The sequence below is a fragment of the Mesonia profundi genome (genome assembly GCF_031085155.1).
Lineage (GTDB): Bacteria > Bacteroidota > Bacteroidia > Flavobacteriales > Flavobacteriaceae > Mesonia > Mesonia profundi.
In genome coordinates this window covers 14,206-40,363 of sequence record NZ_JAVHUL010000028.1, presented here as the reverse complement: position 1 = coordinate 40,363, position 26,158 = coordinate 14,206, and the positions used below count along the sequence as shown (strand labels likewise).

27 protein-coding genes are annotated in these 26,158 nt (G+C 36.7%); 4 read left to right on the top strand and 23 right to left on the bottom strand.

What is annotated here, in order from left to right; translation table 11 throughout:
* Positions 1-229: 229 nt before the first annotated feature.
* Both RBU60_RS10565 and RBU60_RS10560 read left to right on the top strand, forming a co-directional pair.
* Positions 230-865 (top strand): chloramphenicol acetyltransferase, encoded by a 636-nt coding sequence (locus RBU60_RS10565; protein ID WP_308864935.1) that lies wholly within the window; start codon positions 230-232, stop codon positions 863-865.
* Between the two features lie 159 nt (positions 866-1,024).
* Positions 1,025-1,531, top strand: a complete 507-nt coding sequence (locus RBU60_RS10560; RefSeq protein ID WP_308864934.1) for a hypothetical protein — start codon at positions 1,025-1,027, stop codon at positions 1,529-1,531.
* 87 nt (positions 1,532-1,618) lie between these two features.
* Here the strand turns inward: RBU60_RS10560 and RBU60_RS10555 are convergent, their stop codons facing one another.
* The 13 genes from RBU60_RS10555 to RBU60_RS10495 all read right to left on the bottom strand — a co-directional run bounded on the left by RBU60_RS10555 (position 1,619) and on the right by RBU60_RS10495 (position 14,080).
* On the bottom strand, positions 1,619-2,881 hold the full coding sequence (locus RBU60_RS10555) for a Y-family DNA polymerase (protein WP_308864933.1): 1,263 nt from the start codon (positions 2,879-2,881) through the stop codon (positions 1,619-1,621).
* A complete protein-coding gene (locus RBU60_RS10550) occupies positions 2,881-3,312 on the bottom strand; it encodes a LexA family protein (protein WP_308864931.1) in 432 nt (143 codons plus the stop codon). The genes RBU60_RS10555 and RBU60_RS10550 overlap by 1 nt, the downstream gene beginning before the upstream one ends.
* Before the next feature lie 273 nt (positions 3,313-3,585).
* Complete coding sequence (locus RBU60_RS10545) at positions 3,586-6,087, bottom strand: cation-translocating P-type ATPase (protein ID WP_308864930.1); 2,502 nt, start codon at positions 6,085-6,087, stop codon at positions 3,586-3,588.
* A 316-nt stretch (positions 6,088-6,403) separates the two neighbouring features.
* A complete protein-coding gene (locus RBU60_RS10540; RefSeq protein ID WP_308864928.1) occupies positions 6,404-7,000 on the bottom strand; it encodes a DUF6448 family protein in 597 nt (198 codons plus the stop codon).
* A 141-nt stretch (positions 7,001-7,141) separates the two neighbouring features.
* A complete protein-coding gene (locus RBU60_RS10535) occupies positions 7,142-9,043 on the bottom strand; it encodes a heavy metal translocating P-type ATPase (RefSeq protein ID WP_308864926.1) in 1,902 nt (633 codons plus the stop codon).
* A gap of 12 nt (positions 9,044-9,055) precedes the next feature.
* Positions 9,056-9,265 carry a heavy-metal-associated domain-containing protein gene (locus RBU60_RS10530; RefSeq protein WP_093366831.1) on the bottom strand — a complete coding sequence of 70 codons (210 nt, stop codon included), beginning with the start codon at positions 9,263-9,265 and terminating at the stop codon, positions 9,056-9,058.
* A gap of 136 nt (positions 9,266-9,401) precedes the next feature.
* Positions 9,402-9,983 (bottom strand): hypothetical protein, encoded by a 582-nt coding sequence (locus tag RBU60_RS10525; protein WP_308864924.1) that lies wholly within the window; start codon positions 9,981-9,983, stop codon positions 9,402-9,404.
* A 280-nt stretch (positions 9,984-10,263) separates the two neighbouring features.
* A complete protein-coding gene (locus tag RBU60_RS10520; protein WP_308864923.1) occupies positions 10,264-11,127 on the bottom strand; it encodes a helix-turn-helix domain-containing protein in 864 nt (287 codons plus the stop codon).
* 48 nt (positions 11,128-11,175) lie between these two features.
* Positions 11,176-11,478, bottom strand: a complete 303-nt coding sequence (locus tag RBU60_RS10515) for a cupin domain-containing protein (RefSeq protein ID WP_227695751.1) — start codon at positions 11,476-11,478, stop codon at positions 11,176-11,178.
* Between the two features lie 89 nt (positions 11,479-11,567).
* Positions 11,568-12,461 carry a 3-hydroxyacyl-CoA dehydrogenase gene (locus tag RBU60_RS10510; protein WP_308864920.1) on the bottom strand — a complete coding sequence of 298 codons (894 nt, stop codon included), beginning with the start codon at positions 12,459-12,461 and terminating at the stop codon, positions 11,568-11,570.
* Positions 12,462-12,481: 20 nt separating this feature from the next.
* Entirely contained in the window at positions 12,482-12,997 is a 516-nt protein-coding gene (locus tag RBU60_RS10505; RefSeq protein ID WP_308864918.1) for a hypothetical protein, read from the bottom strand.
* Positions 12,998-13,010: 13 nt separating this feature from the next.
* Entirely contained in the window at positions 13,011-13,475 is a 465-nt protein-coding gene (locus tag RBU60_RS10500) for a hypothetical protein (protein WP_308864917.1), read from the bottom strand.
* 14 nt (positions 13,476-13,489) lie between these two features.
* Complete coding sequence (locus RBU60_RS10495) at positions 13,490-14,080, bottom strand: TetR/AcrR family transcriptional regulator (RefSeq protein WP_008992701.1); 591 nt, start codon at positions 14,078-14,080, stop codon at positions 13,490-13,492.
* Between the two features lie 219 nt (positions 14,081-14,299).
* Here RBU60_RS10495 and RBU60_RS10490 point away from each other — a divergent pair, with 219 nt between their 5' ends.
* Positions 14,300-15,019, top strand: a complete 720-nt coding sequence (locus tag RBU60_RS10490; protein WP_308864915.1) for a putative quinol monooxygenase — start codon at positions 14,300-14,302, stop codon at positions 15,017-15,019.
* Positions 15,020-15,095: 76 nt separating this feature from the next.
* Entirely contained in the window at positions 15,096-15,959 is an 864-nt protein-coding gene (locus tag RBU60_RS10485) for a helix-turn-helix domain-containing protein (RefSeq protein ID WP_308864913.1), read from the top strand.
* 347 nt (positions 15,960-16,306) lie between these two features.
* On the opposite strand, the gene RBU60_RS10480 is transcribed toward RBU60_RS10485, so the two are convergent.
* The 10 genes from RBU60_RS10480 to RBU60_RS10435 all read right to left on the bottom strand — a co-directional run bounded on the left by RBU60_RS10480 (position 16,307) and on the right by RBU60_RS10435 (position 25,728).
* On the bottom strand, positions 16,307-16,513 hold the full coding sequence (locus RBU60_RS10480) for a hypothetical protein (RefSeq protein ID WP_308864911.1): 207 nt from the start codon (positions 16,511-16,513) through the stop codon (positions 16,307-16,309).
* The gene (locus RBU60_RS10475; protein ID WP_308864908.1) at positions 16,514-19,198 is read right to left on the bottom strand and encodes a hypothetical protein; all 2,685 of its coding nucleotides are present in this window, start codon (positions 19,196-19,198) and stop codon (positions 16,514-16,516) included.
* Positions 19,199-19,342: 144 nt separating this feature from the next.
* The gene (locus RBU60_RS10470; RefSeq protein WP_308864907.1) at positions 19,343-20,383 is read right to left on the bottom strand and encodes a hypothetical protein; all 1,041 of its coding nucleotides are present in this window, start codon (positions 20,381-20,383) and stop codon (positions 19,343-19,345) included.
* The gene (locus tag RBU60_RS10465) at positions 20,373-21,173 is read right to left on the bottom strand and encodes a fimbrial biogenesis chaperone (RefSeq protein ID WP_308864906.1); all 801 of its coding nucleotides are present in this window, start codon (positions 21,171-21,173) and stop codon (positions 20,373-20,375) included. Before RBU60_RS10465 ends, RBU60_RS10470 begins: the two co-directional genes overlap by 11 nt.
* A gap of 84 nt (positions 21,174-21,257) precedes the next feature.
* Complete coding sequence (locus RBU60_RS10460) at positions 21,258-21,773, bottom strand: hypothetical protein (RefSeq protein ID WP_308864905.1); 516 nt, start codon at positions 21,771-21,773, stop codon at positions 21,258-21,260.
* 200 nt (positions 21,774-21,973) lie between these two features.
* On the bottom strand, positions 21,974-22,477 hold the full coding sequence (locus RBU60_RS10455) for a hypothetical protein (RefSeq protein ID WP_308864904.1): 504 nt from the start codon (positions 22,475-22,477) through the stop codon (positions 21,974-21,976).
* A gap of 129 nt (positions 22,478-22,606) precedes the next feature.
* Complete coding sequence (locus RBU60_RS10450) at positions 22,607-23,479, bottom strand: AraC family transcriptional regulator (protein WP_308864902.1); 873 nt, start codon at positions 23,477-23,479, stop codon at positions 22,607-22,609.
* Positions 23,480-23,739: 260 nt separating this feature from the next.
* Entirely contained in the window at positions 23,740-24,351 is a 612-nt protein-coding gene (locus RBU60_RS10445) for a hypothetical protein (protein WP_308864900.1), read from the bottom strand.
* Between the two features lie 154 nt (positions 24,352-24,505).
* The gene (locus tag RBU60_RS10440) at positions 24,506-25,357 is read right to left on the bottom strand and encodes an IS3 family transposase (RefSeq protein WP_308864939.1); all 852 of its coding nucleotides are present in this window, start codon (positions 25,355-25,357) and stop codon (positions 24,506-24,508) included.
* Positions 25,357-25,728 (bottom strand): transposase, encoded by a 372-nt coding sequence (locus RBU60_RS10435; protein WP_308864898.1) that lies wholly within the window; start codon positions 25,726-25,728, stop codon positions 25,357-25,359. The genes RBU60_RS10440 and RBU60_RS10435 overlap by 1 nt, the downstream gene beginning before the upstream one ends.
* Positions 25,729-26,158 lie beyond the last annotated feature (430 nt).

Here is a 26,158-nt window from a genome sequence, read left to right as displayed (position 1 = left end):
TTGATAATTCTTCTTTCCTTGCATACAGTAAGATACGAAAAAAATGTACCTTTAACAATACTTGTGCAACAGGCACACCGGCTATAGTTCATTGCTTCTGACTTTGCTCGCGGAAAGTTCTCGCAAATTTGCTATCTTCGGTTTGCGGCGGAAAATCCTAGCGGATTTTCACGCAACGAAACCATAGCCAAACTCGTTGGCGGTAATTCTAAAGCTGCATGATCCATCCATGATGAAAAAGATTGACATTGAAAATTGGAACCGTCGTGAACATTTTGAGTTTTTCTCTAAGATGACGAGTCCTTATTTTGGAATCGTAACCGAGGTCGATTGCTCGAAAGCTTACGCATACTGTAAAGAAAACGGCTATTCATTCTTTGCATATTACTTATTTAAATCCATGAAAGCTGTCAATTCAGTCGAAGAACTAAAACTCAGAATTGTTGATCAAAATGTTGTGTTGTTCGATGAAATTCATGCCGGAACTACGATAGGAAGGTCAGATGGAACATTTGGTTTTGCATTTGTAAATTTTTCAAAAGACTTCGCAAGCTTCAATCTGGAATTGCAATCCGAAATTGCCGCTGTGAATAATTCCACCGGTCTTCGTCTCAACAATGATGATATTAAAAAGAATTTGATTCGCCATTCGACGTTCCCATGGCACAAGTTTACTGCATTGCTTCATCCAACAAATTTTGATAAAACTGAATCAGTTCCTAAAATTACCTTTGGAAAATTCTTTGTGCAAAATGACCAAAAGCTTCTTCCAATTTCAATTGAAGCACATCATGGATTAGTTGATGGTTTACATCTATCAATGTATCTCAACGAATTTCAGCGCGAATTAAATCTTGGAGAGTAAGAACTACCGCCAACATTGCATAGCCGCAATGCCTGCTTTTTAGCTTCGTCAGAAGCTACTCAGGTAAATCAAATTTGCGTTCTCTAAGAATATTTATCTTAAAATCCCGCACTACGCATAGCCGAGACCGTTGGCAACCATTTGAACTCACTCAAACTTATGACAAAAGAATTATATAAAGAAATTGATTTAATAATATCGGATTTAATAAAAAAAGACTTTATAGTTACCAACAAAGAAACATCCAAATTATATGACCAAGGAATATCTTTTTTAAAATCAAACGGACTTATAAAAATAGAAAGACATAATAATATATATGTAGCTAACTCTGAAGATATATACGATATAAATAAAATTGGAATAAAACAATATTTGGAAAACAAAGAATTTGACAAAAAACTAGATTCCGACATAAAAGAAAAAACTCTTTTCGATTTAAACAATAAACATTTTATAAACTTTATATTTTTAGTTTTTGGTGCTTTTTTAGGTTGGTTTCTTACGAATATTTCGGAATCAAATAAAGAAACACCCAACATAGAAAAATTACATAAAGCAATATCTGAAAAAAACGATTCACTAATTCAGACTCAACATCACCTAAACGAAAAAAACAAAATAATAATTTCTTTAAAAACTGAAATAGACTCTGTAAAAAAGTAAAAACGTGGCACAACAAAATGCTGTGGTGAAAACAAGTAAAAAACAAATCATTAGATAACTCTCAGTTAACTAATAAAGATCATAAACCTAAATAGCTTTAATCTCAATGATGTCATCCAGTTTTGTTGAGTAATTTTGACTAAGATGATCCTGGTGCATCTTCCACCTGTGTTTTAGATCTTGGTTGCCAAACTTAACAGTATGTTTACCATAACTCTGATTGAGAATGTCAATCTGTTGCATCAATGGAAAATGCTTTGGATTTTCTTCTGTAAAAAGTGCAGTCTGCTTAGCGCTTTGAGGTGTTAGTTTAGAAACAATAACACCTGCTTTTTTATAAGCAATACCAGGTTTATAAATTTTATGCAAAGCTTTTTTTGCAAACTTCACCAAATCAAGACTTGAATTTGTAGGGTAGGGCAGTTGTACACTAATACCTTTACTGTATGATGCAGCCTTTTCATTAAATCGGTTACTTCTTAAAAAGACATAAATCGTTTGACAACAACTCTCTTGTCGGCGTAATTTTTCACCACACACAATGGTGAAACTACAGATGCGCTCTGTAATATAGCTCAAGTCCTTATATTCATAATCAAAGGAACGCGTGGTAGCAATTGCCTTTTTATCAACAAAGCCTTCCAAACTTAATGTTTGTTCGCCTTCAAGCTCTTTTTTAAGACGCAAGCCAACAACGCTCATATGCTTTCTAACCCAATCATCATTAAGTTGTGTAAAGGCTTCCGCTCTTTGTAAGCCTAAGGCCTCCAAGCGCTTCTGGTGCTGCCTGCCAATGCCCCAAATATCCTTGATGGGAAGCCATCGCAATGCTTTAAGGCGCTGCTCTTCTGTTTTAATCATGTAAATTCCACCTGTGCGTTGCGGGAATTTTTTGCTAATCCTGTTGGCCACTTTGCTGAGTGTTTTTGTGGGAGCCACACCAATGCTAATCGGGATTCCGGTTGACTTCTCAACACATTTTTTCATCTGCTGTAAATGTGCTTCTAGACCAATTTTATCAAAACCCTTGAAGTATAGAAAGGATTCATCTATGCTATAGATTTCAATATCTGGTGTAAATTCTCCGAGGATATTCATCACTCGCGCGCTCATGTCCCCATAAAGCGCATAATTTGATGAGAATACTTTGATATTTTTCTGCTTGAATAGTCTTTCAAATTTAAATGCTGGCGCTCCCATAGGAACACCAAGTGCCTTTGCTTCATTGCTTCTCGCAATGACACAGCCGTCGTTATTAGAGAGTACAACAATAGGCTGGTTTCGTAAATTCGGATTAAAAACACGCTCACATGATGCATAAAAATTATTACAATCCACCAAGGCAAACATTACAGAATTTTTTTAATCACTGTCGTGACAACTCCCCAAATGATAAAATCATTTTCAGGATAAACAGGAATGGGTTGGTAATTTTTATTTTCAGCAACTAGCCACAATTTATCCTCCTCACGCAAAACACGCTTAACGGTGAATTCACCATCTAAAAAACAAACAGCAATACTATTGTTTTTGGGTTCCAAGCTTTTATCAATAATAAGTAAGTCACCATTATCAAGACCTGCATCAATCATACTGTCACCACTAACCTTACCAAAAAATGTAGCATCCGGATGCTTAATAAACTCTTTGTTTAAATCAATACTCAGATCCAAAAAATCTTCAGCTGGACTCGGAAAACCAGCATTTATTTTTTCTGCTAGAGGGAGGACGAGACTTTCATTAAGTTTAATTTTTCTAAGTTCAATCAGTGATGTCACCATGGCTTATTCTATGCAATTGACGACAAAATTAGGATAAATTCCATTTACAAAGAAATAATCCAATGCTTTTAACATAGCAAAGAATAAACGAAGAACTTAGTTTCATGTTATCACTCTTAATTATATAAAAAGCTTAAACCAGATCGCTATCATTACTCTTTCCTCTAGCTATAGTTTTTAAAAAAAGTACACAACAAGCTCTAAGGTCTATCTATTAATTCACCAACCTATATCAGGGACGTACACAATACCTTTCTCTGAAAAATCACTGATTTACTTTCTTCTTTTAATCCACTTATATACCTCAAACCACAATACCGATATTGCTGCAATCAACATTGCGATTCCTAATTCTTTTATATTCAGTTCTGCTACCTGAAAGAATTTAGCAAATGGCGGAATATATAAAATGGAAAAGAGTAATACTAAAGTTGCTCCGATAACAAGTGGGAATAAGTTGTTTTTATTTTTAAAACTTTCGAATATACTGTAAACAAATGAACGGTTAACCAAACTCAACCATACATTAGCGAAAATCAAAGTTGTGAACACCATAGCTCTTGTGGTTTCTTCATTGCCACCATTCTGAACTGCCCATTGATAAGCGAACAATACACCTGCGGTAATTACCAATCCTTGAACAATGCTGATAGCCAATTCTTTTATATTCAGGAATGTTTCGGTCATTTTTCTTGGCTTCTGCTGCATCGTGTTTTTTTCCATCGGTTCATTTTCATAGACTATGGAGCAGGTTGGCCCCATTACCAATTCTAAAAAAATAACGTGTACCGGCGTAAAAATATGCGGATAAATCCACCCCAAAAACAAAGGCAGCGAAACGGTCAGAATAATCGGAATATGAATGGAGATAATATACTGAATGGCTTTTTTGATATTGGCATAAATTCGTCTCCCTGCTGCAATTCCTGTGATGAGTTTGTCCAAATCATCATTGGTAATCACTAATGAAGCTGCTGCTTTGGCTATTTCCGTTCCTTTGCTTCCCATTGCTACACCAATATGAGCGGCTTTCAGTGCAGGAGCATCATTTACTCCATCGCCCAGCATCGCCACGACTTCGCCGTCTTTTTTGAACGCATTGACCATCGCTAATTTTGCTTCTGGAAACATCCGAGTGAATAAAGTTGTTTTCTTTGAAAGTTCAATCAATTCCGTTTCGGTGTGGTGGATAATTTCTGCTCCGTTTACAGCCGGAGTTTCATTGATAATTCCCGCTTGCCGGGCAATAGCATTAGTGGTATCGGCATTATCGCCTGTAATCACCTTTACTTTAATTCCGGCATCGTATATTTTTTGGAATACTTCCTGAATATTTTTCTTTGGTGGGTCGTAAAACACGGTAAATCCTAAGAATTCAAAGTTGAAATCCCGTTGTTTTTCAGGGAAATCATTTTCTTCAAAATTTGACTTGGCTACACCCAATACCCGATAGCCCTGTTTGCCAAAATCGCTGATATGCTGACGCATTTTTTCTTTTTCGCCTTCTGAGAGATTGGATACGGCAAGTATGGCTTCGGGAGCACCTTTGGCGGCTATTATTCGCTCTCCCAATCCATTTTCAAAAAGATGGGTCATCATCGGTGGTTTTCCTTCCAAGGGATATTCGTGTATCATTTGGAAGTTCTTCCGTTGGTCATCAGCTTGAGTTTGTTCATAAACCTGATGCAGCGTTTTCTCCATCGGATCAAACGGAACAGGTTCACTACTCCACATCGCAAACGCAATGAGTTCTGAAAGTTCGGGTGAGTTAAAATCAGCTTCGTCAAAAATATTGTTGGATTTATAATCGAACAAAGCTTTCAAGTGCATTGAGTTTTCGGTAATGGTGCCAGTCTTGTCTGCGCAGATCACCGTGGTACTCCCCAATGTTTCTACTACACTGCTTCGCTTGATGATAATTCCTTCTCGCATCAGTTTCCAGGCTCCCAATGCCATAAAAGTGGTAAAAGCCACAGGGATTTCTTCCGGCAAAATGGACATCGCCAAAGTCAGTCCAACCAATAAACTTTCAATAATATCTCTTGATTGCCAAAAACTGTATGCCCAAACTAATAAAAAAACAACAATGCCGATGATTGCCATCCATTTGACAAATTTTGTAATCTGGATTTGCAAGGGTGATTGCTCTCCTTTGATCTTCTGAATGGATTGTCCGATTTTTCCCAGCTTGGTTTCCGCACCGATTTTTTCCACTTTGAAAACCGCCAGTCCAGAAACGGTCAACGAACCGCTATATATTTTTCTGTCTTCGGTTTCCTGACTTTTGAACACCGAAAAGCTTTCCCCTGTTAGCGATGCTTCATTGACCGAAAAATCATTGCTGTGCACAATCTCACCATCCGCATTGATCATCTTTCCTTCTTCGGTAATGCACAAGTCGCCCACGGCAATTTCGTGGGTAGGGATTCGTATTACTTTTGAATTTCGGATAACGGTACTGAGCGGTTCGTTCAGTTTTTCCAAGGCTTCCAATGCCATTTTACTGCGATTGTCCTGATAGAACGAAATACCCGAAACGGCTATAATCGCTCCCAACATAAAAATTGCTTCGGAATAATTGCCCACAATCACATAAATAATCGCCACGGCAATGAGCAAAAGTAACATCGGCTCTTTCAGGATGTCCAATAGCATCGTGTACCAGGCACTTTTTTTAATGTTGTCTGCTTGGTTGAAACCAAATTTGTTTCGGGAAATTTTTAGTTCTTCTTCTGAGAGGCCGGTCAAGTGTTTGGGGATGTTGTGGGAGGTCATAATTTATATTTGTAAATTAAACTTTACCTTCTTTTAAGGATGCTTTTAAAGATGTTGGTAATAATAAAATTTCGTTGTGAATTTGTTATAAATAGAGGATGAAATTTAAGTGTCAATCCGAGCCGAGGCATCTTCCATTTTATCCAATCTTCCAGTCTGTAAATTCTTAGTTACAACTTACGAATTAAATTCTTTAATCAGCATTTTCCAACAAATAGAATCACTATTTTTATGATGTTGAATTTCAAACAAAAAAGTTGTGTGCCGACTTCCGATACACAACTTTTTCCTAATTAATTTCGAACAAACTTGATTATTAATGTTGACGACCACCTTCGTGCGATATTACTGCTTCCAATGCTTCCAGAGTGTGGGTGTAATCAACATAAGCAGCTACATATGCTCTTCCTTCAGTAACGGAATTGTCTTTTACCTTTTCCAATTTCATTACTTTATCATACTTTTCTTGGATGACTGTTCGAATGTGTTTGTCCAGATTGTTAAGCAAAGTTTTTACATCTTTTTTTTCAATTGAATTATCTGCCATTTGCACGATAGGTGCAGTAGTGCCCGCAGGTTTTAAACCAGTGTATGGCGCACCCTCGGTTTCACGGTGATAACGAACCAACGTTTCCAAAAAATGTTTTTCTACAATCTTATAAATTTCCGCATCGCCATTTTTTAAGCCAATCGTCTTGTCAAAAAGTTGCTTTATTTCCGCTTCGTGCTCGGTGTCAATCCACTTCATCACATATTTCGCTTCTTCCTTTTCCAAAGCTTTATACGCATCTTGAATTACCGGACCGTCATACGAATCACAGTGCGCAAACGCGGGTGCTGAAAAAGCTATCATTGCTCCCATTAAGAGCACGGTTTTGACCAATCTCATTTTTAATCTTTTTATTGTTTTCATAGTTGTATATTTTTGAATGTTATTGAATTTTTACTTGTACAAAGCTAATTATTGAACTTGCTTTTATTAAGGACATTGGTAGGTGGTTTTGGTATATAAGTCGGAAGAATCTTAAACCTATGCGGACAGTGATATTTCATCTTACTCCTTTCTTGTTTTGGTTTTAAAATCCAGTAATTTAAACCGCAACTGATACTTCGGGAATCTTACCAAACGAACGGCATTCACAATAACCAGGATCACACTTATTTCGTGGATCAACATCCCAGATGCCAGATGAATTTTATCAGTCAAAACCCCCACCAACAACAACGCAACGGTAATCAAAGAAAAGTAAGTGTTCTGCTTCATATTGCGGATGGTAGCTTTGGCGAGTTTGATGGCATAAGGCAGTTTATCTAATTTGTCAGACATCAGAATGATATCCGCTGTTTCCATTGTTACATCGGTTCCTGTTCCACCCATTGCAATTCCAACATCTGCGGTGGCAATTGCGGGGGCATCGTTAATTCCATCACCAATCATCGCCACATTTCGTCCTGAGGTTTTAAGTTCAGTAACTTTACTCACTTTGTCTTCGGGGAGTAATTCCGCATAAACCTTGTCGATTCCCAATTGATGGGCTACTTTTTGGGCAACCAATTCATTATCACCAGTGAGCATCATTAAGTCGTTGATTCCGGTTTTTCGCAATTGATCCATAGTTGCAGGAGCTTCTTCCCGAACCTGATCGGCAATAGAAATAATCCCAATTACTTCTTTGTCTCTTGTAATAAAAACCGAAGTGTTTCCATTTTTTTGCTGTTGAAGCATATATTCATTTGCTTCAATGTCAATGGCAATTCCGAGTTTTTCAGCACCTGATTTATTTCCGACATAAATCTGTTGGCCGTTTAACATTGCTCGCAGACCGTGTCCTTTCATAATTTCCACATCTGATGGATTATGCACTAATTTGAGTTCTTTTTCTTCGGCTTTTTTGACGATGGTTTTACCGAGATGGTGTTCAGAAGTAACTTCCACTTCAGCTGTTAATTGCAATAATTCATCAGCTGAAATTCCATAGGCTTTAATATCTGTTACCTCGGGTTTTCCTTTTGTAAGTGTTCCTGTTTTATCAAATACAAGGGTGTTTACTTTGGCAAGATTTTCCATTTTATCTCCACCTTTGATAAGGATTCCATTTTTGGCACCATTCCCGATTCCGGCAACAATGGACACCGGTACTGAAATAACCAGAGCACCTGGACAAGCGATTACCAAAAAGGTTAATGCCAAGTGAACATTCAGCGTGATGAGGCCAACTATCACCGAGAGAATAATAATTCCCGGGGTGTAATAAGCGGCAAATCGCTCCATAAATTTTTGCGTTTTGGCTTTGGTTTCTTGTGCTTCTTCCACCAATTCGATGATTTTAGCAAAAGTCGTGTCGTCGCCCACTTTTTCAGCGAGGATTTCCAAATATCCGTTGTCCGAAACCGTACTGCTAAACACCTGATCGCCTTTGGTTTTATTTACAGGAACCGATTCACCAGTAATAGCTGCTTGGTTAATTAAAGACTGTCCCGTAATCACTTTTCCGTCCACGGGAATTCTTCCTCCGGGTTGTACAATGACGTGATCGCCTATTTGCACTTCCTCCGCAGGGATGGTGATGCGTTCGCCGTTTTTTAAAATTGTAGCTTCAAGCGGCGCCATATCCATCAGCGATTTTAAGGAGGCTCTTGTTCTTTGTAAGGTACGTCCTTCTAGGTAGTGACCAAACAAAAACAGAAACGAAACGACTGCGGCTTCTGTGTATTCACCGATAATCATTGCACCAACCACGGCGATCGTTACCAGCAAATCAATGCTGAAAGCTTTCATTCGAAGTGCTTGAAAAGCCTTTATTGCAATGGGAACTCCCGCAAGAATCGCGGCAACAATCAAAATGATGTCTTGTGCAAGGCTTCCGGGGGTTAATAGGTACACGGCCAAAGCCGCCAACAGCAATCCGCCAGAAACCAGGGTTAATATATTTCTAGTTTTTGTGTTTATATTCATTGCTACTATAAATTATGATAAAACAGGATATCCCAGTTTCTCTATTATTGCAGAGATTTCTTCAGGATTGGTTTCTTCCTCGTTATAGGTTATTTTCACTTTACTTGAGTTAAACATTACCTTCGCTTCATCCACTCCGGTTTGTTTATTAAGTACCCCTTCAATTTTGTTGATACAACTCGGGCAGGTAAGGGTTTCTAATTGAATTCTTATTGTTTTCATCTTTATTTTTTTTAATGATTAATACTTCTTTTTTGTTCAATACTAAGATAGGAACAGACTCAGCCTTTTGGAAGAGCTGAAAGTAGGGGGTAATGGTATAAAAGTCGGATTTCGAGGTTTTTTGATTTCTGTTAGACTATTGAAGCCCCATTCCAATAGTTAATCCCAACCAAGGTTGGTTTTGGTAGATCCAGTGCGATCTATTCTTGTCTAACAAACTGTCAAAGCCAACGGCAAAACCAACTGTGAAATTATTTATTCCAACAAGAAACGCGCCCCCGCTAGTTAATGCAAAACCGGAATATCTATTTTTAACGTGCCCATTTGTATATTCCGATCTAATGTCTGCGGAAGAAAATCCGAAAAAAACACCAAAGCTATGACCGAAATGATTGGTACTTTTTTTATAATTTCCAAGTGGGGTTTTCTTATAACGAACAACAAAATCATCACCCCTATATCCTAAGTAAAGCGTTGCCGATAAGGATGAGCCTACTTGTGGAGGAATTCCTCCCGACGAAAATCGGTATTTCACCGGAAAGGTCAATATATCCAAATCGAGCGTGTGTTTGGTGAAATGCAAAGTTCTGTTGTCTATCTTCTTTGACTCTTCCGGGATAGATACTATTGTTTTTTGCGTGGTATTCACGATCTTCTTTCCGTCAACGGTTTCTAACTGATAAATTTCGAGTGAATCCGGAAAAACATCTACATACACTTTTTCTCTTTTTCCTTTCTTCTCTAATTAGGCATTGTAAATCCCTTCTGAAAAACCGTATTTTGGCAATTCCCTCATTGAGGAACAAGAAGACGTGAAGACGAGTAATGGCAGCAAAACAACATATATGAATAACCTGAAATTTGAAATTATTTTAGTCATCGTTGTTTGTGTTTATTTGAATTTATATTTCATTAGCATAAAGATCCCGTTGTCCTCAGCAATATCAAAGAGCCGTAAGTAGGAAATAACGGTACGAAAGTCGGTTTTTGAGGCTTTCTTAAGCCTCTCTGTATTCCTTTGGACTTACGCCGGCGTGTTTTTTGAAGAATTTGCCGAAATGCGAAGGGTCAGAGAAATTGAGGTCGTAAGCAATTTGGGCGATGTTTTGTTTATGGTTTTGCAATCGGACTTTGGCTTCTAATAAAACCATCTCATTGATCCAGGCACCGGCAGTTTTACCGCTGACTTCTTTGATGAGCGTTGAGAAATATTTAGGCGTCAAGTGCAATTTATCCGCATAAAACGACACTTCTCTTTCTTCTATAAAATGTTCAGACAGCAGACTTTTAAATTGCGTGAGGATATGCGCATTTTTATCCGTTTCCTGATCGGTATCCGGATTTTGTTTTTGGTGCGCATCATCAATTTCATTGAGAATAATATAAATCAAACTTCTGATAATTGCCGAAGTATGGGGTGCGCTTTCAGTTGATTTTTGATGAATTAATTCAAAATAAGATTTAAACTGACCAAAAAGTGCATCATCCAATTTAATTACTTGTTCGCCCGTTTTTTCAAAGAAATCAAATTTATCTAAATAAGTAATATCCGTTTGTCCTTCCAAAAAAACTTCTTTCCGAAAGAACAAAATCTGTGCATCATAGGCTGACCCGAGATCTGTAAATTTCCGAATCGCCGAAGGTGCAAGGGTAAAGATGGCAGGAGCTTTGGTTTTATGCACGAACAAATCAGATTCCAGTTGTAGTTCGCCTTCACTCAGCAGACAAATAGCATAAGCCGATGTTCGGTGCGCATCTTCAGAAGCACAGGCATTGCTGAGATGCGACATATAAAACCACTTGTCTGAACGCAGGTGTCTTGCCTCCAGCTTTGTATATTCGATATAAGGGATTGGCTTCATAAAGTTGACTTTTAAAACTCATATCACAATAAAGATTGAAAATAAACATTAAACATTTTTAAAAAACTCAAACTTGATGTCTTTGGGCATAAAATGAATCCCTTTATAATCCTTTACTGCTTTGATTTGGTGCTTGATAAGTGGTGGAATAACCACCGCCTCACCCGGTTTTAGCAAAAGTTCTTCGTCATTCATTTGCAGGATGCATTCTCCTTCATAAATAAAAAGAATGGATTCTAAATTGGCGTGATGAAGTGGCATTACTTCGTTGGCATTGGCTTGCATTTGCTTGGCTGCAAAGTCAGTACCTGTCGCCAAAACGCTTACCGTTGGGATGATAATTTTTTCCATAATTTATTTTTAATTGTGTTATTTTTTTGATTGATCGAATAGGTTGCAAATTGTGCCATCGTCTTTGATGGCACAATTACTGAACTAAATTATTTTAAAAAATCTGGCGTTTGATAAGCTGGATTCGGATAATCATATACACCTTTTCCATTAGCCGTTCCCATTCTGTCTTTATCTAAGTATTCCGACTTAATCCATGCAGCAACCTTAGCGGATAGCTCATCTCCTTGATCACCCCATGCTTTGTACAAATTATACGGCGTGTTTGGTCCGATAATATCTAAAAATGCAAATGGTCCAATTGGAGCACCTGTGGAAATCATCCAAGTCTTATCAACCACTTTTGGATCAGCAACTCCATCAGCAGCTAATTGCATAGCCGCCTTCAGGAAAGGAACCAAAAGCGTATTTAAAACATAGCCAGGCTGCTCCTTATGAAGTAGAATCGGAATCATGGCAATATCTTTAGCAAACTCAATTATAGTCTCAAACACCTCGTCTGAAGTACGTTCATGCTTCATGATTTCGGCAATATTAAGTTTCCATATTTCATTCGCAAAATGCAGATGCAAATACTTTTCAGGGCGATCTGTGAAATCTACAATCTGACTCGGTGTCATCGTAGATGAATTGGATGCAAAAATGGTTTTTTCATTCGCCACCGCTGACAATTTCGTGTAGAAATCTTGTTTTATAGGAAGCAATTCCGGTACTGCCTCAATGACCAAATCTGCATGTTCTACAGCTTTTGCTAGATCGGTGTATTGTGAAATACGATTGTAGGCATTGTCAACCTCTTCTTTCGTACCATAATTATCTTCAACATACCGCCCTTTTAAGACAATAAGTCTTTCATTTGCTTTTTCTAATGCGTCATCGTTAATGTCATAAATCGAAACATTAAATCCTTTAAATGCTGATTGAAAAGCGATTTGACTACCTAAAACTCCCGTTCCGGCAATTGTTACATTTTTAATTTTCAAAAATCTACTTTTTAAAATTATTATTCTATTCTATCATTGTTGACCAATTTCATAAAATCCTGATTGCTGTATGGCGGAATTGTAGGCGTTTTAATTTTTATGAACTCCACTTTTGTTGCTTGATGACAACTGTTGCAAGCATTTGTAAGTGTTAAATATCCTTTTTTAAATACTTCTGCATCTCGTTGTTTAATCGCATTGTTTACAGTTTCGAGGCTCGGTTCGATGATAGGCAAAGACTGTGTTTCTTCCCGATTAGGGTAAACGGTTCGGATATCTTCGATAACCTCTTCAAGCTCGTGCATTTCAAATTCTGCCAATTCCCAGTTTTCGTTCACTCCGGCAAACCACAGCTTGCTGTGGCGGGTTTGCACCTTCCCCATAAAATCTCCAAAGCCGGGCTTGTAAGCATTTTCTAATTTCGTTTTCAGGCTATCGATCTGATTTTGCAAAGCCTGTTCTCCGTTATTTGATTTCGTACAGGCTGTTAGTAAACCTATCAATACTAATGGCGCAAATAGTCCCCTCCAAATCATATGGTCTTAAATTTTATTGAAAATATTCGTGATATTCCTTGTAAGAATGTTGTAATTGAGCTACAACTTCATTTGCTTTTGTGGCATCTGTTTCATTTTCCAATGTTTTCACGATTTCAAGATGCGGATGCAGCCATTTGTGTAATTCATCGTGGCTTTTTCCCGTCATTGTACAGCTTTTTATGAGCTGGGTGTTTTGGTCTTTCAGTTGCTCGGCAAGGGCTTTGAAATCCGTTTGATTATCTTGGATATAGGTGCTGACCAATTCTTCGCCTTTCAGTACAAAGGGTTTCATTTCTTCATTCACAAGCCACTTTTCGCCATTGTCGAGTTCAACGGCATCGGCACTTTCAGCGTGTTGGTGCGTTGCGTGGTTTTCTGTCTGTACTTCTGTTTCTTCGGAAGGCGTTGTTTTTCCTGTATTGTTACAACTCCAAAAAAGCATTACGCTCATTCCTAATAAAATCGTTTTTTTCATTGCTTAAATTGTATTTATTTGTTTTCAATCATTTTTAAAATTCCATTCAGGACTGTTTTTCCGTCTTTTACCAAATTTGATTTATGTCCTGATAATTTCCATTTCAAAACCGCCATTCTCATTGCCCCTATAATGATGGTCGTGATTGTAGAAGTACCGATTAGTTTCTTATATGTCCCGTTTTTTTGACCTGCATCGACATTTGCGTTTACAAATTCCTGCATCATATTTATAATTTCCGATACCTTTTTACTCAGCCCATCATCGTAATGAAAGATGCTTTCGGCAAAAATAACACTGACTATTGCCGGCTTATCAGAAAAGGTTTGCAGTTGCGAATGGAAAATCTTCCTTAGTTTATCTCCTTCAGTAGCATTGGGTTCAAATGGAATAGACTGAATGCGGTTTCTCATTTCCGTTTGGAAATATTCCAATAAATTCAGCAGGATTTCATTTTTGCTCTTAAAGTGCCGGTACAATGCCGGTTCAGATAGGCCGATATCTTCGGCAAGTGTTTTAATGGTCAAATTTTGAATTCCAAATTTTGAAATCCTGTTTGTAGCCGCTTCCATTATTTCTATTTGCCTATTGCTAAACTTTTCCATAATATATATTCACTATACAAACCATTAGTTAGTATTCACTCGCAAAGGTAAGTGAACTTTTTAATTCAACAAGTTTTTTAACTCAGTTCTTTGTTATGTGCATACTGGATTCAATAGTATTGCTTTTTTTGAAAATTGTCCATGCGTTAGCAATAAACATCCATTCCATAGTCTTTTGTTTCGTCTCAAATTTGCACTGTAACAAATAAACAAGAAACGATGAAAACTAAAGTTCCATTAAAATTAGCATTCCTAGTTTTTCTACTAGGATTTACAATTCAAACATTTTCAAAATCTAAAAACACAAACATTATGAACAGTACAAAAAAAGAAACTATCGGATTATTAGTAATTATGAAAGCAAAAACAGGAAAAGAACAAGACGTCAAAAACTTCTTACTTGGTGGATTAGCATTAGTAAATCAAGAACCTCAAACAGTATCTTGGTTTGCCTTTCAAATAGATAATAATACTTTTGGTATTTATGATACTTTTGAAGTAGAAGAAGGAAGACAAGCACATTTAACAGGCGAAGTTGCGAAGGCATTATTAGCAAATGCAGGTGATTTATTAGACAACTTTGATCCTAGCACAGATATTCAAGCAGTAGATGTATTAGCATCTAATCATAAATCCGGATTGCAAAACAAGGGTTTGCTTGTTATTATGAAATCTAAAGAAGCAAAGACAACAGATGTTGAAAACTTCCTTAATGTCGGCAAACAATTAGTTGGTGACGAGCCAAAAACTTTATCTTGGTATGCTATAAAAATAGATGCTACTACATATGCAATCTTTGATACTTTTGCAGATGATTCTGGTAGAGATGCACATTTAACAGGAAAAGTTGCAGCTGCACTTATGGAAAATGCGCCTGTTCTTTTAGATGGTTTTGAAGCATCAGCAATTCAAAAAATAGACATCATAGCTTCGAAATAATTGTTATCTTTAGACAGGAGTGTAACAAACACTCCTGTCTTTTTAATACGTAACATTAAAAAAGAAATAGACTCTTATGGCTCAAATTATTGTTGATAAGCAAAATGGTGAACTAGCATTTAGACTAGAAAGGTTTGAAAATCTTAATCAATTTGATCATTTACAAAGAAAAAATTATTATTCTATTATTTTACTTAACGCAAGCAACTATAAGTTAAGTGTAGATCTTTCTAATTATGAACTGCAAGGTTATCAAATGATTTGCTTGTCGCCTTATCAACCATTTATGATTTCTTCTGAAGAACCTTGTCAAGGCTGGTTATTAAATTTTCACCCTGACTTTTTTTGTACATATCGTCATCAAAATGAAATTGAAACAGAAGGCGTTCTTTTTAACAACTTTCATGGATTACCACATTTTAAAATTTCTGAAAAAGCGTTGTTTTTTAACCTTATAGACCAAATTTCAAAAGAAATGGATAGAGATTCTATTGCTCAGCATGAGGTTCTTGTGGCTTTTTTAAAGGTGTTTTTAATAGAAGCTGTGAGACAAAAAAAACAATCTAATAAAGATATAGTGCCAAAATTTTCTGATGATCAATCTGAAATATTGCAAAATTTAGTAGATTCTATTGAGAAGAATTATTCTGAGTTACACTCTCCGAAAGATTATGCAGATGTTTTATGTGTTAGCACTAAAACATTGGCTGGAATTGTGAAAAAATATTTACAGCAAACACCTAGTTCGTTAATTTCTAATAGAATTATTATAGAGGCTAAACGCGAACTATATTTAACCTCAAAACCTTTGAAACAAATCGCAGCTAATCTTGGGTATGACGATGAATTTTATTTTAGTAGGTTTTTCAAGAAGAAAGTAGGTGTTTCTCCCGATAATTATAGAAAGACAGTAGGTTTTGCTAAACTAGAAAAATTATGATTGTCAGTATGTCTTAAGTTGCACATAACGTCAGTCTGTGAAAAAAGTATACAAACTCCTTTCAAATATAGTTAATATTTCATAAATTCATAAGGTATTAATAACGCAGCGTTTTATGCCTATAATTAATGGTTTAGACAGAACACCAACTTACATTTTCCAGTTTAGAAGCTACTATTGCTACAAAAAAAGCAGTAATCGTAAAATTACTGCTAGTATATCTTAAAGCTGCACTTCGAAAACTCCATAATACGTAATAAGCTACTCCGGTTCCGTTCAACGGGCTTTCATCTCGTGCCCTCCGGGCAAGACGAAAGCTTAGTTATTAGCTGCAGTACGTATTATTATTATTCAGAAGGTGTTAATTCATAAAATATAATTCGTCCTTTTTCCTCTTTGTTAATCATAAATTCTTCTGTTAATTCTATACTGAGAAATTTTTTGTTTTCAGGATTGAAAATCTTTATTTCATCTCCATCAAATTCAAGAAATGTTTTCCAATTTTCTATTATACTTTTCTTTTGTATTTTGGTTAAGCCAAAATTATAATTCAACTAAGAGCCAAATTTTTTGATATTGATTTTCCTTTCTTTTACTTCGATAACAAAAGGCGAAATTTTGGCAATTTGCCCTGATTTAACAGAAATGTCTTTCACAAGTTCGCTACAGTAAGTGTTGGTGGGTAACGAACTCTCCACTAACGAAACCTGATAGTCGCCTTGTGGTAAAAATAGAACAAACTCTCCAGCATCATTGGTTGATACCCGTTGAATAAATCTCCCGTTTCTGTGAATATTGAAAATTAAACCTCTGTACTTGGGCTCAAAATCCAGTACGGTAACGGGGTCATAGTCATAATGAATTTTTCCGTACAATGTCCCGCTTTGGTGCAATGGAATCTCAATTTCGTTTTGATATTTATTTACTTCGTAGGTAAAACCAGATGTAAACCAGCCTTTTTGTGCAGTAGGCTTAATCTGGTAACTTTCGTAAGGTAAAGATTGGTAGGAAATCATCCCATTTGAATCGGTTTTGAAAGTAGTTTTGTTGATAGTGATTAAATAATCTGAGGCTACTTCATCCCCTTCGTCAAAAATATTGTTAGCATTTTTGTCCAGATATACAAACGCTGTTAGCTTACCTTTTTTACCTGATGAGAGTGCTTGCCCTTTAAAATTAACGGTTAATCCGACTTCGACCACAAATGTGTTGTTGGAAAAAGCAGCGGGGAAGTAATTGTTGTTTTGCATATCATAGCGATACCACGAAGAGTTAACATAGATGCGGTATTGCGGATGCGGAAAATATTGTGCGTTAATAAAAGCCGAGGGTGTTTGTCCTACAGTAAAATCTTTGGTAAATCCTATGCCAGAATTAAGAGAAAGTTTGTTTTTAAAGAACTGATTATTAATAGATAATGTGAAGGCTAATCGTTGAAATTCTTCTTCTTCGTTGGTTCTCCTTTGTGACATAGAATATTCAGATAGGTAAAAGCTCCCGTATTGATAAGTAAAACTCGAATTGAGCCATTTAAAGCTATAGTTACTCGTGAGCTTCAACTGAGGAAGAAGCTTTTTCTGTCCGCTAATTTTGGAAAAACCCTCTTCTAAGGTTAATAAAACAGAATGTTTGTTGTTTGGACTCAGCCAATTGATATTTTGGTTCAATCGATGGGCACTCATGTCTAATGAAATCAACCTGCTCGTCCCAGAAAAATCACCGAAACTATTTCCGGATTCAGCCTGATGTAAATAGCCAAGCCTCAGCGTAGTATTATTGGTGTTCAGGAAATTTACACCTGCCTCAAAACGAAGATTTTTAGATTTCATTTGTGACACATAAGTGTGGGATTTTGGAGAAAAATCAAACAAATTAAAATTGGCGTATGCAGTGTGTTTTGCTGAGATTTTTGTAAAAGCACTTTGCTGTATTTGGAGCATTCCTCTGCGGTTTCCTGGAAAATAATTGGTACTATAATAATAATTTCCCGACAATTTCCAATCGCCTATTTCGCCCATATACCTGGTTTCTAAAGCGACAGAAGGCTCATTTTTGTTTTTGGTGTGATAATGACTTAATCCAGCGTGCATTTTTGCAGTCATGCTCCATTCTTTATTGAAAATTTTTGCTCGTTCAATGCCCACCACATGGTGTTTTGCCTGTTCCATCACATCTTCTTTAAAAATGTAATTACCCATGACAAAATTTTTTGGGTTGGATGCCCCCAAAATCCCTTTGGCAAAGAAAGCATGACCTCTTTTCATGAAAGCGTCTTGAGCAATTAGGTTAAAATTTTGGTCAACAAAGCCCACTTGCAAACTGTTATCTTCATCGGCTATGCTTAACTCAGCTCCTCGTCCGAAAAGTGAGATTTCCGATGACTGATGAATGTTTCCAATTTTCAGCTGGTGTTTGTCCAAGTGATACTCCAGATAGGTATTGCTTACGATAGCTTCATCTGCATGGTTAGATTTGTATATATTCCCATTGGCAAACAAATAACCTGCTGGCAAATTGACACCTCCGGAACCAAAAAATTGATAAGCCGAATTATTATTTCCTAAAGTTCGGTAACTGCCTGTTACACTATTTCTGCGATGGTATTGGGATTGTCGCGTAGCCTCCAGATCCTGAAATCTCCTGGACGAAGAAATGTTTTGGGCAGTAATGTTTAAGTTTCCAAATAGCTCTTTATCTGTGCCTCTCATTGCAGCTACATTAATGGTAAACTGATGCCTGTTTAACAGGGCCTGGGATGGCATAAACGTGAAAGAAAACAAACTGTCTTTTTGGATTGGAACTATCCCTTTTTTTTCAAAAAAATTCCGTTCGCCAGTAAGTCCGGGAATGCTAAACACTACCGACACATCTTGATTTTGGTTTCCAAGATTACTCACCGCAACTTCAATAGTTAAAGAGTCGTTAGCATTGTTTATAAAAACCATCGGAGATCGAGCAGAAAGGCGCATGCTATTGTTCACTTTGATGGTTTGCCCGATAGTGTCTGTTTGTAATACGTTGTTATTTTTGTCAAGCAAATCTATCTCCACCAGTGAGGTTCCGGCTTCAGCCTTGGCACGATACATTATTTTTACAGGGACAAACCTTCGCTGCCCAGGCGCTAATTGCACATCGATGTGTGTGCCGGAAACACTTTGGAAACCATCCGGAGTTTTGATGTTTAGATGTCCTTCAAATGCTTGATTGTCATTATTTTCCAGTGTAGCTACAAGGTCCATTAGATTGTGTCTGCTCGACAAAGTATCTCTCTTAACTTCCATGGCTATTTGTTGGGCGTAGGAAGAAAAGCATATACTTGTGAGCCAAAAAACAAACACTATTTTTAGGGTCAATGAGCTACGCATGATTTATCTTAGCTATTTTTATAGTGGAGTAATCTCATAAACTAAAGTGGTCGAGTATTGTCCGGATTGAGACGTTATAAGGTCGGCATCATTTGATTTACTGGCATAATTAATATCAAAAAAAGTAGGCGCGCCTTGTGTGGAGTTACCGCTTGCTATTTTTTGATGATTGGTACTAAGCCATATCGGGTAAACTGTTGCAGTATTGTCATTTGAGGGGGTTAAATGCAATTGTATTATGTCCAGAGGGAGTGCATCATTGTAGGATGTAAATGAACCATATATTGATTTTACCCTTACTTGATAGTCTGTATTAGCATTCACGACCAAAGCATTTGGATAGGATACGCTCACACCATTGATATAGTCCGACTTTGTCTTAAACTCTAATAAGGCGTTGGATGCACTGCCGTCTATTGCGATGGAAAACTGAGGAGTTGGTGTGGGTATAGTTCCAGTAATGTTACCAATCTGAAAATTCCATGGACCCGGCTCTATTGTTCCAATGATGGCGTTGTGTTGGTCGTAGGCAGTAAAAATTAAATTGGCATAAAAGTCTGTCCAAGCCGGAAATTGTGCTAAATAAGCACCACCTTCTACCACCATTCGAAATTTGAGATGAAAATTAAAGTAATAACCGCTTTGCGTTGTGTTCACATAGAGTGGCGCGTTAGATTGTGGCACCAAAAAAACCTCGCTTCCTTCTTGCAAAGTTACGTTTGACGGCATGCCTATCTGACCTATCGTGGGTATGGAGCCAGGAACTGTTTGTCCTTCGGTGCCAGTGGGTTGTAAGCTTATTTTGTTGGCAGGGAAGGTGAGGTTTCCGTTAGTGATAGGCTGAGCTAATCGCACAGATATTTTCCAAAAAGGAACGTTGAGTGAACTGGTATTGGCGGTAAATTTTACCACATAAGCATGCTCAGCAGTATTGCCAGAATAGGAGTTTATTTGCAAATAATTTTGACTACTTTGGTATTCAAAAGTAAGATTTTGTGCATACAATTGCAAGGAGCAAATTATGCCAAAAAACAAACTATATATTTTCTTATTCATCATAAGTAAAGGTAAGTTCGGCCATTTCTATGGTATTTTCGTCGCCATAATCAATGATAATTGTTGCAACATAATTCCCTTTTTCTAAGTCGGCAGGCAATATGATATCGGTTTCTCTGTAATCATCAGGCATACTGTAAAAAACAATAGGCTTGATGGTTGTTTTTTGTCCTGTTTCGGTATTGAGTAATTCAGGGTAAATGATGCCATCTGCCCAGATGTTTCCGGTATTCTCAAAGTGAAACTCAACTCTTTTGGTCTTTTTATTGAACAAAAGATTTTGTATTTCTATACTTCTTCGTTGTGTGGCTAATGTTTTGTGAAACAATTTAATTCCGGATCGTACCGATACCCTGATATTCGCTCCCTGGCTGTCCACATCGTCTATTGGATTCATCTGTGTAACATACAACATGGCTGTGTGCACAGGTGTTTCGCCTGTCAATGTATTTGGGGTGGTTAGGGTAACCTCTATTTCTTTTTTTTCGCCAGGCTGCAAAGAAAAGTAGTTGTGTTGCTGTGGGATACTCACCCAGCTGGCACATGAAGTGTCCAGGCTGTCTGCAGGAAACATCAAGTTTTCACCTTTGTTGCTGTATTTCCAATCGCCAAGACTGACGGCAAGCTCCAAAGTATTGTTAATACTCACATTGCTAACCAATATTTTTTGGGTACTACTTTGCCCTGGGTCGGTTTCAAAATACAACCTTGGAGGAGAAACTGAAACACCTGTTTGGGCGTAGGTTGTTGCACAAACAAACAAAGTAATCAGGAGGGTTAAGAGTTTTTGCATGACAGTTAGGTATTGATTTGATTAAAAAAAGTGTTGCAAAACTGCAACACTTTTGATAGGTTTTAATGATAAAGCCGTTGCTTATTATTGCGCTACAATTGTGTAGGTTAATTCTGTTGTGTAAACGGTTGGTGACTGGCTCGCTACATAGTTATTGATGTAAGCATTTGCACCTGAACCTTTATATTCGATGTCAATTTTTTTATCTACTGCTCCAAATGTTGAGGTAAGAATTGTTTGGTTGTTTTGAGATAATGCAACTGTTGTTACCTCTCCGTCTGTTGCTGACCCAGTATAGAAAGGAACAATTTGGATTGAATTGGCAGCAATATTTCCGTTTGATCCTGCAGCTGTAGAAACAAGCTCAGATCCTGATGCTTGTACAGATACTGCAAATCCGCCTGTGCTAAAAACGGTAAGGTGTTTTGCCAATGTTCCTGAGGAAACTCCGTTAGCATAATCTTCCTCAGTATGGTATTCTAAATCAACCGTTTCTTGTGCAGGGTTAACCACTAATGTTTGGATTGGATTTAGTTTTACATTCAAAGTTACATTTCCTGATTCTTGTGCTTGTGCAGCGATTCCGAAGGCTATCATCATAGATGATAAAATGATTTTTTTCATAGTTTTGGTGATAATGATATTTAGTTAACGATTGTTTTTTACAGGTGCAAAGATACGAGACCTTAGCATGCCAGATGTTGTAAAAAGATGTTTTTTAATTGTAATTTTTACCTTTTATTACTGTTAAGATTTAATTACAATTGCACATTAACAAATCATTATAGAAAAGATTAACCTCATTGAGAAACTATGGTATAAACAACATCATAACTATATGTTTCGGTAGTGGATGAACTGGAATAGTCGATATACATGTTAGCTCCTGAGCCTTTGTAGCTGATGTTGAAATTTTTGTTTACGCCGCCAGTGGTACTCGTAATAATAGGTTGCTCTTCATTAGACAAGCTTTTTTCTTGGTATTCCACATGTGATTGCTCAAGGGGTTTGGAACCAGAAGAAGGAATAATGGAGATAGTACTCAGCGGAATGCCATTTGCTGTGCTCTCGTTGGTGTTAACTTTTACCTGAAATCCGCTGGTGCTATAAATAGTAAGGTGGTCGCTTTGTAATGAAGTAACGCCGGTGTTGTAGTCTGCTTTGGTTGCGTAATGTAAAGTGATGTCTTGCTGTGCAGGATTTACAACCAATGTTTGGATAGGGAATAGTTTTATATTTAATGTCACACTGTTTTGTGCGTGACTTTTAAAACCATAAAAGCTAAACAGGAGAAAGGTTGCCAAAAACGAGGTATATTTACTATATGCTTTCATCGTACGCTTGTTTTTAATTTAGTATACAAACATGACTCTTTTTAATCTTATTACTTATGACATTAATCATTTTGTATAAAATTAAGCATAATAAAACAATTAATCACTGATTATTGCCTGTTTTTCTCTTATTTCTTTAGGGCTTTTTCGCGTGTGGGTTTTAATAAAGTTACTAAAGTTACCTTCGTCATTGAACCCCAGTGTATAAGCGATTTCGGAAACTGTGTGAGCCGAATGCTGTAAAAGAATGCTGCTCTCGTTCACAACCTTTTCTATAATCAATTGTTTAGCAGATTTGCCTAAAATTTCTTCGGTCATTTCTGTAAGTCTCCTTGGGGTAACATGGAGCTTATCGGCATAATAGCTAACTTTTCGTTCAGATTTGAAGTTTTTCTGCAGCAATGCCCGGAATCGGTTTACTACATCAAAAGACGTGAATTTTTTGTAATTGTCTTTATTGGATTGTCTTTCTTCTATATGTAGTAATCCATCGAGCAACAATGCCTCAACACAATTGTGTGCTGTGGCTATATAAAATCCTGAGTTATTTTTTGACTTATAAAGATTTAGCCTGTCAATAATCAGCTTTTTTATTTCTGCAGTAGGGAGCGAGGCAGGAGAAATTACCAAGTCGGACTCGCAGTTAAAAAATAATTCGGAGTTCAATAATACACCGTCTGTAATCGAGCGATCGTAAAACGACAGAGAAAAAGCAATTACGTACACCGCTTCTTCTTGGTCGTAGCCATCGTGTACAAAAATCTCTTTACCCGGGCCGATAAACACCAAGCTTCCCGCAGGTAATTCATACGTAACGTTATTCACTGCTATTTTCGCTTTTTGTAGAATAATATGAATCACATAAAAATCAAGCGTATTGAAATTATTATTCCCATCGTTTCTTTCAAGAAAAAATGTAGACGGATTAATGCTAAATCCTTGCTCGTTGAGCTCATTAGTTATTTCGTTCATAAAAAAATTAGTGCCGATACCTACCTGATGTATGCGTCTTAGCCCATGCAAACTAAGATTTAATCGTTGATGAACAAGATACTACTCATGCAAATGAACGCATTACCCGGTTGATAGTTAGTGTGTTAGTTTAATTTTGACTAAAGATACATAATATGTTTATTATTAACAAATTTAAATATGGATGCTCCATAGCTGTTTTATGCTGAAAAAACCGTGTAATTACTCAATATATTAAGGAAGAACTTAGTGATTCATTGCTATTTTTTACCCGATTGATAATCAATGTGAATCACCAAATTGATTGTAAAGGCAGTGTGGTTGGACAGCTGATTTTTGATATTGTCCATCCAAATCTTAAGATTACTCAAAGATGGCACAGTACTTTTGGCTTTGATGGTAACCGAAAATTTTTCGGAATTATTTTTGTTGCCAATAAGGGGGATTACGTGTATGTTCTCGATACGGAAATCCAGTTTTTGTTGTGCAATTGCTGTTTGGCTAATTTGATTAATCAGCTGTATAAGTTGATGAACGTTGTGGTCAGTTCCGATTTTTGTATGTGGCAGGTTTCTGTTGATAATGCCTGTTGCACCTTCGCCAACTATAAGGTTGTTATTGTACCAAGCAATGACGGAAGGAACTTTATAAGATGAAAAAATTGCACCATCTGATAGTTTTTGATTCAATTCAATAGGTTTTACAATCAGGGGTTCTTTGTTCTTTCCTAAAACTGCGATACTAACAACGGTCGTAGATGTCCCAAAATCTATTCCTACAAAAGTTGTGTTTAGAATTGTCGCATTTTTATCTGATAGTTTCCCAGTAGTTAAAACTGGAAGCAAATTATTAATTGTTAGTTCTGTACTCATATTTATTAAGTTCTATCGAGCGTTGGCAAAAAACAGCTCTTTTGGTTTTTTGAGTGTTGGCTTTGCGTGTCGGCAAAAACCAAATGTGCTGTTTGTGCGGTTGGCTTTTTTTGTATGTCTTGTCCTGAAATATGGCTACAGGTTAAAATTGAATTTACGCTGTTTTTAAATATACCATATTTGGTGTTTTATAGTCTAAAGATAAATGTAATCTTATTTCGTTGTATAAATTTATTGCATTTTTTGCAGCTCTTCTTGCGTGTTGTAGGCTGTCAAAGGTCTGATCTAGATAGAACTCGTCTTTTAGAATTCCGTTTACACGCTCAGCCATTGCGTTTTCGTAGCAATGATTTTCTTCAGTCATACTAATATCTATCTTTTTTCTTTTAAGTATTTGTGTGTACACATTACTACAATATTGTATCCCTCTGTCTGAATGATGAATAAGTTGTTTAATGTCTTTAGCCTGATAAATAGCCTTATTAAGGGCTCTCACGCATCCTTTTAGTTCTAAGCTATCACTAAGATCATAACCCACTATTTTTCTGGAATGCATATCGGTTATTAAAGCCAGGTAGCAAAAGCCTTTTACGGTTCTTATGTAAGTTATATCACTCACCCAAACTTGGTTAGCTCTAGTAACTTCTAAGTCTTTTATAATGTTGTTATACTTATAAAAACGATGATAAGAATTGGTTGTTCTAGCATTGGTTTTCTTTCTAAGTGTTAGCATTTGGTGTTTTCTAAGAACACTAAATAAAGTATCTCTACCGACCTTAATATTGGCTTTAGTAAAATCTACATCTAAAGATTTTATAAGTTTTCTTACACCTTCTCTAGGAAGGGATTTGCGTTTTTTTCTAACTATGTTTATAATCTGTTGTTCCAGTTTTAAACGCTTATCAGCTCTAGATTTGTATTTGTAATACGCATCACGTTTAAGTCCGAAACAATGAGTTATAGTCATTAAAGAAGCAAATCCCTTAGACTTTTCTTTAGCTTTAATTAAGGCTTTATACTTAGCTTTTTTTTTAGCTCTGCAACAGATTTGTAGCCAAGATCTTCAGCTGCCACTTCCAGATAAGAATCCAATACCATGGCATCCAGATCCTTTTTAAGTAGTAGTTTTTTAAGCTGATCTATTTCCTTTTGCAAGGCTTTAATTCGAGATATTTCGTCTTTTGTTTCCACTTTTACTCTGGTGTTCATTAAGTCTTTACGATTGTACTTTTTAATCCACTCATTTACGGTTGTAGGTGCGATAGAGTAGAGTTTACATAGTTCACTCTTTGTGTGTTTTCCGGTTGTAAGTTCGGCTAATATTTTCAGTTTAAAAGGTTCTGAATACCGTCTGATCACTTTGTCATTTCTATACATAATGTTTAAAATTATGTAGCCTTTATTCAGGACGGGTCAGTATGCCGCACAACGTGTTTGTGTATGATTAGTTGCGTGATTTAGCACTAAAGTTAGCAAATAAAAACTACATTTAAAGTTTGTGAAGATTTTCATAAGTAGTTGATAAACAAGAAATTAATTATACAATGTATAACCGCAATTACGGCGTCCCGAACCTTCGGGAGACTACGTCCGAATCCACTTGAAATTGCTAAAATCTGTGCTAAACCGAAAATTTCGCTCTTTTCTGCACCTTACTTGTCATACACAAACACGTTCCCCAAACCTACTCCAAAACCTCAATCTGTTCAGGTTCACTAATTACGATTTGAGGCTTGCCCCGATAAGTTTCTATAGTATCTAAAACCTTTATTGTTTTACTCTCATAGGCAAAGTAGTTAAATGAACA